A 12,005-nucleotide genomic window follows, 5' to 3' on the forward strand; every position below is an offset into this window, starting at 1 on the left:
GTTACATACCTCCCAGGCGGGTGCGGAAATCGGGGCGCCGGCCGGTGTCGGCGTAGTTGACGATGGTGGTCTGCTGGAACTGAGCTTCTTTCAGGGCGGCGGTGTTCCCCATGATGGCCGCCGTGTTCTGGCCCAGGGCTGCCTGTAAGCTGGTTACGATCGGCCCTAGTCCCAGCTGGAGCTGGGCCGAGAGGCCGGGCAGCTGCGCGGCCAGCTGCTGAGTGATGGCTGCCGGGTCCAGCCCCTTGCCCAGCGCGTCGCCCAATTGGTCGAGGTAGGGCTGAATCTGCGCCATGTACCGCTTCACCATGACGCCTTCGACGATGGTCGACTTGATGCGCTCGTACAGATTGTCCTTCAGCGCCTGGAGAGGGTCGGCACCTTCAAAGATTGCCCCGATGCCCGCCGCGATGCCGCTCTTGAAATCCCAGTGCTGGGCGGTTTTGAACTCGGCAGAGATGTCGCGAAACTCGTTCTGCACGCCGCGCATCTCGGCTCGGATGGCTTCCAGCTCGGCACGGCCGTCCTGGCCGGCAGCGCGGGCGTCGGCGTAACCCTTCATCAGTTCGGACAGGCGGCTTTGCTCAATGATGGTCTGCAACGCGGCTTTTGCCATGAAAGTGCTCAGGCTCTTGTCCAGCGCTTCTTCTGCGCCGGCCCAGTCGCCGGACTCGAAGGCATTCATCAGACTGGACTCCAATGTGCCGCTGACAGTCTGTGCCAGGTCGCCAAAGATGGTGGCAGCCTGGGATTTGAATTTGGCGGACTCCTTCTCCATTACCTGTGGCCCTCCTCCAAAGAGGTCCCAAATCATCCGCTGGAAGAAGTTCCCCTTGGCCCTCTTCTCGCGGGCTTCCGCGTCTTTTTGCAGCTCATCATAGAAGGGGTTTTTTATGCCCCCATAATTCATGCTGCCCGCCGCCTTGCGCTGTTCGGCGGCCAGTTCAGCCATCTCCTTTTTCATGGCCTGAATGCCCGGAATAAAGTTGTCAATGGCGTTGCCGAGGTTCATCACACCTTCCACGGCAGCCGAAATACCCCCGGCGATGTCGCCTGCGCTGAATTTCGCATAAGCCTCCATGCCTTTGCCAATGCCAGTAGCGGCCTGCCCTATTCCCTCGGCCAGCTCGTTTGCTCCGAAGAGGTTCATGACGTTCGACAGCGCCCCACCCCACTTTTGGACCAGCTCAATTTTGCTGTTCCACAGCTCTTGCCCGGCCTTCACTTCGTCGGCATTCTGCTTGTTGGTCAGTTCAGCGCGGGCTGCCAGGAAGTCGCCGTAGGCCAGCAGGTAGTCCTCGCTGCCCATGTCCAGGCTGCCCAGTACGTCGCTCCAGTGGGCATTAAAGGCGGCCAGGTCCAGTTCATTCCGGCGCCGGGTGTATTCGACCACGTCCATGCCCTTGCCAGTGCGCTGCGCGGCGGCCCACTCCCCTTCCAGCTCAGCTATTGCCAGCTTCTCGCCCGCCACGCGGCGGCGTTGAGTCTGGTCACGCAGCAGCTTCTCGCGGGCAGCGATACCGTCCGCTTCAATTTTGGTCTTGGTTGCCTGGAACTGGGCTTCCAGCACTACCGCGTCGCCACCCTCTTTGATTGCCAGGTCGCGGGCACGCCGGGCGGCCTCGATTTGCAGCCGTTCGCGCTCGTTGATGTAGGTCATCTCCGAGACCAGCCCGCGTGCATGGCGGCTTTCCAGGGCGTCCATGTCTGACCGCTCCGCAATGTCGGCCAGCTTGTCGGGGCGGTCTTTCCGCAGCTCGTCTCGGCGGTTAGACTCGCTCTGCACGGCCTTGAGCTGGTCCCTGTTCTTGCTGGCTTCCGCCAGCCGGGCGGCGGCTTGCAGCTCTTCATCGGTCAGAAACTTTAGGCCCTCGGCGAAGGCCCGCAGGTCCTCTTCAGCCCCCATACCGCGCATGAACTCTTCCCAGCTGCGGTTCATTTGATCAATGGCATCCGTGACGATCACCAGTGAACCCGCTACATTGTCGCCTCGATCAGCAGCCTGCTCCAGCGCGACCCGAACCGATTCGAGGTACGCCAGAGCACCGGCCCCGTCGCCACGCTGCGCCATTTCCTGGGCGCGGCTCACATCGTAGGTGGCCACCGCGTTGTAATTGTCTCCCTGATCTTGAAGAGCGGCGGCCACTCCCAAAGCAGCCTGCCCCACCGTGTCAATCTGCTTGACCAGGTCGGCAAAACCTTGCTTTTCCGCCTCCTTCCGCAAGTCTGCCAGCGCCTCAGCTGCGTTATTGAAGGCGTCACCTGTGAATTGCCCGGCCTGGGCCGCTTTGGTGATGTCGTCCTTGAGATCATTTAACCGCTTAGAAAGCGCGTCCGAAGCGTCTGTGGTGGCCTTGCCAGCGTCTTTCTGCCCCTGCTTGATCTGCTGAGCGGTCTGGGTTACGACCAGGCCATAGGCACGGTACAGGCCAGTGTTGCGCTCCAGGAAGCGGGTTTCTGCGTTGGCGAGGTATTGGGTGGCCTCTGCCTGGGTAATTAGGCCCTTCCGTAGCTTTTCGTTAATACCAGCCTTCTCTTCTGCCAGTTGCTGCTCGTTGCGGCGCTTGCCGACCACCAGTTCCGCCTGCGCCACACGCCGTGCGGCGTCGATTTCGCGGTCAGCGAAGGCGTCAATGGCAGCTTGACGGGCTGCGAGGTTATCGCCGGCAGCGGCTACGGCCTTTTCGCGTTCCAGGCCAATCTGGGTCTGCAGATCACGCTCGGCCTGCAGGGCGTTTTCAGCTCGCTCCAGCGTGGCGGCCGATTCGATTTCGGTGCGGGCCTGCTCGCTCTCTCTGGTGCGCTCCTCGTTGGCTTCGGCCGCTTCATCCAAGCGGCGCTGCCGATCTGCCTCGGCGGCGGCCAGGGCATTGGTGCGGTTGTTTTCGGCAATTCTTAGGGCCGATTCCTTTTCCTGGTCCGTGCCGTTCTCGGCAGCGCGCTTCTCGGCGGCATAGGTGGCTTCAATGACGGCCACCTGTGCGTTGTATACGTCGTTGGCGTACTCTTTCTCAATTTGCAGCTTTTTGGCTACGTTATCCCCAGCTTTGCGAAGTTCTTCGTCGCGCAGCTGCTCCAGGCGGGTCACTTCCTGCTCGGCCAGCTTGATGTTGTTCTGGCGCAGGGCTTCAGCAATCCTGGCTCGCGCCTGTGCCCGTTCCTGATCGCGGCGTTCAGCTTCCTTGTCAGCTTGCTCCTGTTCCTGCTTTGCCTTTTCGCGCTGGGCCTTGCGGACCTCGTAGGCGGCTCCTTCGGCGTCGTAGACGGCCTGCTTGGCCTTATCGCCGTTAATCCAGGTCTGGACCGCCCGCTGCGCCTGCGCCAGTTTTACGGAGTCGCCGCTATTCTGGGCGGCTTCCAGCGCCTTGTACTGCTTCAGTGCGTCGTTGCCATATTTACGGATGTCGGCGGCCGTGGCGATGTACGTGCCACTGGTCTTCTCGCCCTTTTTGCTGAGCTGGTCCAGCACGAAGCCGTTCTCTTCCGATTCCTTCCGGAAGGCTTCGAGTGCGTTCTTGGCTCGCTGTAGGGCCTGCAGGTTCACGGGCGACTTGTTTTTATCGACGGCTGCCTGCGCCTTCTCTACCGCGTTCAGCAGCTTCTGGGCCTGACTGACCTGCTCGGCCGTGGTTTCCTTTGGCACACCGGCCTGGGCGGTTTCTTTGGAGGTGCCGATACGCTTCAGGATGCCCTCGTAGTACGCCTTTACCTGGGGCTTCAGCTTGGGATCTTTTAGGAGGGTCTGAACCTGCTTTTCCACGCCACTCAGCTGGCCGATGTATTTCTTGGTGGCGCCTGCGTAGCCCGCAGAGTTCTTGTCCAGCGTGGCGTATGCCTTGTCCAGCTTGTCCAACGCGGCAATCAGCCGATAGGCCGATTCCAGGTCTTTGTTACTCACCGCCTTCCCGGCGGCTTGATTCGCGGCCGTGCCGGTGCTGGTCACCGTGGGCCGAGGTGGCGTAGGCGCAGGACGGGTGGGGGGCTTTGGCTGAGCGGGGGGGCGCCCCATTCCACTGGGAGACTGGAATGCGGGGCGTGGGACGCCACCCGTGCCGAAATAATCACGGATGTGGCCCCGGAAATAGTTGGACTGCACTGCTTCGCCGGGCGCGATATAGCCGTCTTGATTGGTATCCCAGGGGTTAATGCCCCGGCTGTTGCGGTTTGCGTCATATGCAGGCGAGCCGGCACGGTAGCCTGTGCCACTGATGGCATCGTAGACGGCACCCAGAGAGGTCTTGCCCGGCTGGCCGATGCCGCGCTCACGGAGGTAGCGTTCCACGTATTGCATCTGCTGGTCAAAGCTCAGGGCGCCGAATTGGTCGCGGCTCATGCCGTAGTAGTCCCAGCGGCTACGGTTGCCTCCGTGGTCGGTGCCGTCAGTGTACTGCATGAACTGAATCAGGCCGGTGCCAGAGCTGTTGTGGTTGCGGGCGTTGGTGGTGAATTTGCCCCCGGTTTCAAAGGAGATAACGGCTGCCAGGTCGTTCGGGCTGATACCGAGGCGCTGGGCCACAGCTTGAATTACTGCGCCCTTGTCGGCGTTGAAGCCGATAGTTTGACCGCTTACGCTGCCACCCGAGCGAGACTCGCTGGCGCCGCTCAGCCAGTTCAGCGTCTTGGGGTCCACAGGCTCGCCGTTGACCTGCACTTCCAGGTGGACGTGCGGGCCAGTGCTGTTGCCGGTGTTCCCAGAGCGGCCGATCAGGGTTCCAGCCGCCAGACGCGCCCAGCCGCCGTTGCGCTTTGCTTCTGCTTGCAGGTCTTTGTTGATCTCCGACAGGTGCGCCAAGATGATAGTCCGGCCCTGAGCGTCCACAATCCGGGCAAAGTTGCCCCAGCCGCCAGCTTCATAGCCGTACTGGATTTTGCCCTGCAGCGGGGAGACCAGGCCGGTACCGACCCGCGTGGAGTAATCTCGGCCCAGGTGCCCTCGGCTGTCATAGCCATACCGGCCGGGATTGGAGCCAAACCCCTGCGAAGGGGTGGCACGGCCCAGGCCCAGGGCGTTGAGGAAGCCTTGCCAGGTGTACTGGCCCGCCACGTCGTTGCCGCCATTGGTGTAGGCGTTGGTCTGCGCATTATTCATGGCGTTCCGGGTGATGCCCAGCAGGTCTTTGGCCCAGTCGGGGATGCTTCCCAGCATGGCTTCCAGAGCGGCCTGAATTTTGATGACCAGCGCCTCTCCCAGCCCAGCCAGGGCACCGATAAGGCTGTTCTTCAGGTTGCTGCCGATTAGCGCGGCCTTTTCCTTGACACTTTCTGCCAGGGTGCCTAGGCGCTCGCCCATGGCCTTCGCCATGTCGATCATGGACTGCGTGGCGGCCACACCGCTGTCTTTGGAGGTCTTCGAGAAAAAGTCCCAGGCCCCCTTCCAGTCGCCCTTCATGACGCGGCTGACTGCCCCGATGATGCCGCGAATGGTGTCCAGCGCAAAGCGCATGTACTTGCCCACGACTTCCACAGCCTGCTGGACCACCGGCCCCCAGTTGTCCCACATGGGCTGGCCGTACCGCTTCCAGGCCACCGTGATGAGTTCGAAGGCGTTTCCAATCAGGCCCACGGCGCTGCTGACAATGGGCACGACCTGCTCCATTGCTGTCCGCACAATAGGAGCCATGCGCTGAAATACGGGTACCACCACCTCTTGAAAGGCGGCCCTGGCTTGCCCAAAGGTGGTCAGGAAGTTGCGCCCCAGCTCTGCCAACTGCGGCTTCACTCTTTCGATGAAGGCACCAAGCTGCGGGAAGCGCTGCATCAGCGCCTGCAAAGGCCCCCCGCCGTTTGATACCGACGACTTGAACTGATTGAAGGCATCCGTGACCTGCTCGAAGATGCGCCCCACTGTGCGGATGGGGCCGGCCAGCGCCGGAAACTTCTCAGTCAGCACATCCAATGGACGCTGCGTGCCCAGCACGGCTTCGCGTACCGTCTCCAGCACCCGGCCTACGGTAGACAGCACCGGCGCAACAGTTCGAATAACCCCGCCCAGGTTCGGGAACGCCTGCGCTAAAGCCTCAACCGGGTTCTCCCCTGCCTTCAGTGCCTGCATGAAACGGCCAAAGGCGCCAGCGACTAGCCCGAAGGTGTTTTTTGCCTGCTGCATGACCGGATCCAGGGCACCCCAGACGCTGCGGAGGTTTTCCACAACCCCGGACAGCTGTGGGAAAGCCTGTGCCAGCACCTGCAGGGGGTCTTTGCCCTCCGCGAAGGCGCGGGCCATCTGCGCGGCGGTGCCAATGGCGCTGGCGGCCAGCTGGTTAAACTGCTGTACGGCAGGCATGGTCAGCTCGCCCATGGCCTTGCTAAAATCCTTCTCTGCCAGTGCCATTTCCTGTTTGCTGCGGACGTAGTCGTTCTGAATGCTGCTCAGCGCTTCTACTTCGGTGCCAGTGGCGGTCATCACCAGATTCGCCAACACCTGCGCCTTTTCCTGCTGTGTCAGGGCGTCGGCCGTCTTGTTGACGCTCTTGGCGTACTGGTCAAAGGCGGGGCCGAGGTTTTCCGAGATGCCAATGGAGTTCAGCGCAGCCGATAGCCCTGTGACAGCCGCGTCACCCACGCGCTCAAAGCCGTCAGAAGCGTCGCGGCCAAAGGCAATGGCTGACGCTGCCGCCCCGGTCATGACCTCTTCCAGCTTGCCCATGTCGGTAAAGCCCGCCCGGATCAGGGTGGTCATGGAGTCTTTGACCTCGTCTACCGACATGCCAAACTTGCTGGCAAGCCGCTCCGCAGCCCCATTTGCCTCATCCATGCGAACGCCGAAGCGCGCCAGAGTCAGGTCGAACACTTTACCGGCCGTGGCCGATTTGTTGGTCGCGTCCGCCCACTCTCCGGCTTGCCCGGTGAGTTCGCGCATACCATCAGACAGACGATCTACGATGTCCAGCCCCGCGCTCAGACCTAGCAGGCCGCCCTGGAATCCTCGCAGGCCGCCCTGAACGTTGACCAGTCCACTCCCCAGGCCCATGAGGCTGCGCTGTGCGCCGCCTAACCCAGCGGTAAGGCGGGTCAGGTTAGAGTTGGCGGCCAGTGCGCCTCGGCCCAACTGCTCTGCTCCCTGGCCGGCTGCCACAAAGCGGCCTCGTACGTCCCGCAGACGCCCATCTGCGCCCCGGAGAGTCTTGTCCAGACGGTCAGTTCGAGTGTTCAGATCGCGCACGCCAGCGGCTAGCCCGCGTACCTCCGCCTCTCCCTTAATTACCGCTTGGATTGTCAGCAAAGTGCGGTCATTCACCACTCTATGGTTTCAGGGGGGGTGACAGGATGGCCGGCCTGCCAGGGGGCTTTTGCTATGGTGCGCCCATGCAAAAACATGCTTGGCTTTGTCTCGCCCTCACCGCCTGTAGCGCCCCGGTCGCCGTGGATATGTCCGACCCCGCCGCGGCCGCTCAGGAGCTGGCGCGGACACTTGGCAGTGAGACGCAAGACTGCGCGGGCCTGCTGAGCGCCCAGGCTGTCGCCACCTTTGAGCAGGTGGGGTATCGGAGCCTCAGCTGCGCCCCGCTGAAGGGCAGTGCAGCCAAAGCCCGCGCCTCCCTTGACAAGAAATACGCCGACAAGATGAGTGCGCCCTGGGAAACGATGGCCGGCACCGATCAAATCGCCTTCTACAATTTTGGTACGCCCGAAGACGTGTTTGTGATGCTGCGGGACAGCGACAAGCTGATGGTGTCGGGCCAGCGGTAGTTCACTTCTGCTGCTGTTCCTGCCGCTGTTGCCATTGCCACAGCGCCTCTTCGGTCGTAGCCCAGAGCATCACTGCCATGTCAAACCGCAGCGCATCTATCGGCTGTGCGTGGCGCAGAATGACCAGGTCACTCGGCTGCTTGCTGTACGCCTTCCCCATCTGGTGTAGCGGAGCTGCCCAGCGCACCAGGAAAGTCCTGCGCCTTTTCCTTCGCCGCATCCCCTCCCTTCTTGCTGTTGAAGTGCTCAACGGCTTTGGAGAGAAAGCCAAAATCCCGCCCCATGCCCAGGTCAGAGGAATCACGGCGCCCCCCATAGAGTTCCCGCAGGTCGTCCAGCGACGGCGCGACCACCGCCTCCCGCAACATGGCATTGCGGCTGCGCCGAATCATCTCCATCACGCTGAGCGTCATGGTGGGCAGCTTCATCATGTCGGCCACCGAACCGTCGCTCATGGTTTTTCCGGACGACTCCGCGTAGGCGGCGGCCACTTGTAGCAGCTCACCGGAGTTGGCACTTTCACTTACGCCATCCAATGTAATGACCTCGGTGTCTACCTGACGAATGACCACCTCAATCTTGCTGCCCGGCAGCGTCACGCGCTTGCTCATGCCAGGGAACTTCTCAATGGGCTGGAGCGGAGTCTTCTGAATCTCAGTCATGCCCCTATGGTGCGGCACGTGGTGACAGTGCAGCACGCCGAGCCGGTTATTACTCGATCACTGTCGTCTTGATGGTGGCATCGTCCTTCGTGGTGCCCTTGATGACGCAGCCCCACTTGGACCGCAGCATGGCCCCAAACGAATTTTGTGAATCCACGGTTGCCATATAGGTCCAGGCACTTTCGCCATCCAGCCATACGGGGTCGTCGCCCGTCTGGAACTTCGCCGTACTGGGGGCCTTCAGCTTGTTTTTCAGGCTCTCTTCGCAATCCACTATGACCTCGAACTTGTTCATGTTGGGCAGCTTGTTTTTTTCGGCTTCCTTCGCGGCCTTCTCTTTTTCCGCCTCAGCCTTTTGGGCAGCTGTATCAGCTGCGGCCTGAGTGGAATCTGCGGCCGGCTGCCTCTCTGTTGTCTGCTGAGTGCTTTGGGCCTGCTGGCTGGCTGCTCGCTCCTCAGGACTCATGGTGGCACCGGCTAGGATGCTCAAGCCGAGCCAGGCGGCCAGCGCCTGCCACGCCCGCTTTTTGTGCATAGAGTTTTTCTTCCGTGTAAAAAAGAAATAGAGCAGGGCGATGAAGGCAACGGCGCTCAGAAGGCTGAAGAGGCTACTCATATTTGCAAGGTATCACTCATTTTTTCTGATTTCGCCTCATATTGTGCAGAGGTTATGGGCTGCCTTGAGCCGGGAACCCGCTTCCAGGGCAATAAAAACAGGCCGCTCAACATGGAGCGGCCTGCAGTGTGCGGTGAGAATCAGCCACCGCTTGGCAACTGGACCGTTACGGGCGGTACGCCCAGGCCCACGCCCACAGCTTCCAGGCCCACCACGATCTTGCCGGTGCCGTTGGGGATGTCGGTGGTGCGAAGTTCGGCGTTCGGAAGCGTGAAGACGTACTTCTTGCCGGCAATCTCGAAGCCGGTTTCTACCGGCATTTGCTTGCGGCGCCCGCCCGCGCCCGGCTTGGACAGCGCCACAATGGCCTTGAGGTCGCCGCCGTACTTCACGGCGCCGGCCTCGTGCAGCTTGAACTTGCAGCGGGCATCCAGCTGGCCGTCGAGATCCATACCCAGCGGGTTCATGGCTTCGTCCGGGTGCAGGCCCTGGGCGCCGTCGCTGACGCTCATCTTCTGGTTGATTTCGATGCTGCCCGACTCTGGGGCCACCAGCTGGTCACCAATCTTCAGATACCAGTGCAGGAACTGAATCACGTCGGCGGGTACGGGCGGGAACACCACTTCCGTAGGCTCGAAGTCTACGCCGCCCGCCGTCATGATGCTGACGGTGATTTCCACATTGTCGCGGGTGGGCATGTTCAGGGTGATGCCGGTCAGCTGTGCACCCACGAACAGCGAGTTCATCAGCGGGTGCTGCTGCCAGACCGTCAGCGGCTGGCCGGGCATTCCAGCACCGAACGCGTCAGGGCGCGGCACAATCAGGCCGGCTTCGTTCGGTGCGGCCAGGATAGCGGTCAGCAGCGGCAGCAGTTCCCGCTCAGTGGCCGTGGCCCGCAGCTGCTGCTGGCCGGTTTCGATGCCCTGAACGAACGACTGGGAGCCGAAGCGGTTGCCCAGCGCGATGTCGTCTTCCTTCTCGATGTACTTCGGCATGGGGTCGGCAAACTGCCGGACCCGCAGCGTCACGGTGGGGGCGGCCGCAGCCTGGTTCGGCGTCTGCTGGAGCGCCAGCCCAATTTTTCCTTTTCCCTGCATGGTTTACTCCTTCGCCTTCTTGGCAGGCTTGGCCGGGGCGTCTGCCTCAGCATCTTCCACTGTGGCCGACGTGGTGACAGGTTCGCCGGGGTTCGCCGCTTCAGGTGCCGGTCCCCGGTACTGTTTGAAGCGAGAGTCAGCCTTGAGGACTTCCTCCTGCTCTGGGTAGGCGGGGGTAATGACCTGCCCATGGCGCACTTCGCCAATCTGGTCGTAAATGCCGTCTAGGGCGTCGTCTTTAAGCATATACTTGGTCATAAGTCTTCCTCACTGTCCAGGTCGTAGCTCAGGTCTACGGTGATGATGGAAACGTGGTGGCCTTCAATCAGCAGCAGGTCTTCGTTTTGGATATTCGCCAGTACGTCGGGGCGCTGGTCAGAAAATTCCTCCACCACCGATTGAATGGCCTGCATGACGGTCTGCCGGCGACGCAGCACCTTCGCGGACAGCACTTCCTCGCCGGGGCGCCGCATGACGCAGGCAGTGGCAACCGGCATGATGATTTGCGTAGCGCTGCCGCCATCCGCAAGGGCGTCGGGTACCCGCATCCCTTCGGTGGTGATAAAGATTTGCTTGGCCTCTTTGGTAGCTTTCAGCTCACCATCCAGAGGTTCGCGGGCCTCGACGCGGTAGCCGTTGCCGCCCAGTCGCTCCGTCAGGCGGGCCTTCAGATTGTCGATGAATTGCTGTGGTGCATTGCTCATGGTCGAGTGGCCCTTTCTAGAGCGCGGTAGACATAGCGGGGGAACTCTTTGCGGGTCGCCTCCAAGGCGTCGCGTGCCCAGGGCCGCTCAGGGATGGTCACCTGCTTCCTGCTGTACCAGCGCCCGTCCGCACCTCGGAAGCGCAGGTAAGGGGCATTTTTGGCGCGGATGACGGCCCCCCGGTCGTTCACCCAGCCGTAAGACACCACCCCAAGGCCCAACTCGCCGCCATTGGACGTGGGCCGCAGGTAGGTCCGCAGCGAGGCGATCAGGCGGCCACTTCGGACGTGCAGCCCACGGTTGCCGCCCTTACTGGCGTTCTCGCGGGCCTTGTCGCGCAGGAAGTCGCGGCTTTCCTCCAGCGCTTCCCGCACGATTTCTTCCGGCAGGGTGTCCAGGCGTTGCACCCAGCGCGGCAGGCGGAGTTCGGCGCGGGGCCGCGTCATGGCTCGTACCCGTCATCTGGCATAGGGACGACTGGGGCGCCTGGCGCGGCCGGTGGCTGAAGCCCCGCGCCGTCGTCCGCCCGCACGTACAGCTTCCACAGGCCCGCGCCGCGGCTGATGCCGTTACGCATGATGCGGAAGGGCTGTGGCCGCTGCCTCTTCTCCACGTCCACCCAAATCAGGCCGCCGTCCACCAGTTCTGAGGTGTCGGCTTTGCCCAGCATGTAGACGCCGATGGTGTGAGTGGCGTTGTCGGCGGCGACTGTGCCGGCGCCGTCGCTGACGCCCATGCTGAGCGGCAGCACGCGGGGCTGCTTGCATTTCAGCCGCGCGCCGCTCGGCGTGGTGAGGGTCAAAAAAGGCCGGGTGTCCATCAGTAGGTCGCCTCACTGCGCACGCTATAGCTGACCCGTTCCTGTAGCCAGCGCTCGGCATCGTCTTCACCTTCCAGCGCCGCCACGGCAGCGGCAATACCTGCCGCCGCGTCTGCCTGGCATTGCTCGGCGTCGAGGGCGGCCAGCTTGCGGTCAATCTTGGCTTGCAAGCCGTCCGTCACCTCGTACTCAGTGTTCATGCGGATGAGCCGGGCTGCGGTGGCCCACGGACGCGGATGGACCTGCCCCGCCACCTGCACGGCGTCCCGCGACAGCGCCCGCGTCAGCGTGGCGTCGTCGGTGGCCGCCCCGTAGTTGTCACCCAGCGCGTCGCGCAGGTCAAGCAGCGCGGCGTCCAGGCTGAGCGGATACTCACGGGGGGCAAGGATCATCAGACGCGCTCCGGCCAGTGGACGG

The 12,005-nt window shown here is 62.4% G+C and carries 10 protein-coding genes; 1 reads left to right on the top strand and 9 read right to left on the bottom strand.

The window, feature by feature from the left end; genetic code table 11:
* Position 1: 1 nt before the first annotated feature.
* Complete coding sequence (locus OCI36_RS12890) at positions 2 to 7,162, bottom strand: peptidoglycan DD-metalloendopeptidase family protein (protein ID WP_261665491.1); 7,161 nt, start codon at positions 7,160 to 7,162, stop codon at positions 2 to 4.
* Between the two features lie 143 nt (positions 7,163 to 7,305).
* Between OCI36_RS12890 and OCI36_RS12895 the strand changes: the two genes are divergently transcribed.
* Complete coding sequence (locus tag OCI36_RS12895) at positions 7,306 to 7,689, top strand: hypothetical protein (protein ID WP_261665492.1); 384 nt, start codon at positions 7,306 to 7,308, stop codon at positions 7,687 to 7,689.
* A gap of 128 nt (positions 7,690 to 7,817) precedes the next feature.
* Here OCI36_RS12895 and OCI36_RS12900 read toward each other — a convergent pair whose 3' ends face one another.
* The 8 genes from OCI36_RS12900 to OCI36_RS12935 form a co-directional block, all read right to left on the bottom strand.
* On the bottom strand, positions 7,818 to 8,351 hold the full coding sequence (locus tag OCI36_RS12900; protein WP_261665493.1) for a hypothetical protein: 534 nt from the start codon (positions 8,349 to 8,351) through the stop codon (positions 7,818 to 7,820).
* Between the two features lie 49 nt (positions 8,352 to 8,400).
* The gene (locus OCI36_RS12905) at positions 8,401 to 8,967 is read right to left on the bottom strand and encodes a hypothetical protein (protein ID WP_261665494.1); all 567 of its coding nucleotides are present in this window, start codon (positions 8,965 to 8,967) and stop codon (positions 8,401 to 8,403) included.
* A 140-nt stretch (positions 8,968 to 9,107) separates the two neighbouring features.
* The gene (locus tag OCI36_RS12910; RefSeq protein ID WP_261665495.1) at positions 9,108 to 10,064 is read right to left on the bottom strand and encodes a hypothetical protein; all 957 of its coding nucleotides are present in this window, start codon (positions 10,062 to 10,064) and stop codon (positions 9,108 to 9,110) included.
* Between the two features lie 3 nt (positions 10,065 to 10,067).
* Positions 10,068 to 10,322, bottom strand: a complete 255-nt coding sequence (locus OCI36_RS12915) for a hypothetical protein (protein WP_261665496.1) — start codon at positions 10,320 to 10,322, stop codon at positions 10,068 to 10,070.
* Positions 10,319 to 10,768: a hypothetical protein gene (locus tag OCI36_RS12920; protein WP_261665497.1), complete on the bottom strand. Its 450-nt coding sequence runs from the start codon at positions 10,766 to 10,768 to the stop codon at positions 10,319 to 10,321. The genes OCI36_RS12915 and OCI36_RS12920 overlap by 4 nt, the downstream gene beginning before the upstream one ends.
* Entirely contained in the window at positions 10,765 to 11,214 is a 450-nt protein-coding gene (locus tag OCI36_RS12925) for a hypothetical protein (protein WP_261665498.1), read from the bottom strand. Before OCI36_RS12925 ends, OCI36_RS12920 begins: the two co-directional genes overlap by 4 nt.
* On the bottom strand, positions 11,211 to 11,588 hold the full coding sequence (locus OCI36_RS12930) for a hypothetical protein (protein ID WP_261665499.1): 378 nt from the start codon (positions 11,586 to 11,588) through the stop codon (positions 11,211 to 11,213). Before OCI36_RS12930 ends, OCI36_RS12925 begins: the two co-directional genes overlap by 4 nt.
* A partial coding sequence (locus tag OCI36_RS12935) for a hypothetical protein (protein ID WP_261665500.1) occupies positions 11,588 to 12,005 on the bottom strand: 418 nt, incomplete at its 5' end. The genes OCI36_RS12930 and OCI36_RS12935, both read right to left, overlap by 1 nt.

Source organism: Deinococcus sp. Marseille-Q6407 (assembly GCF_946848805.1).
GTDB lineage: Bacteria > Deinococcota > Deinococci > Deinococcales > Deinococcaceae > Deinococcus.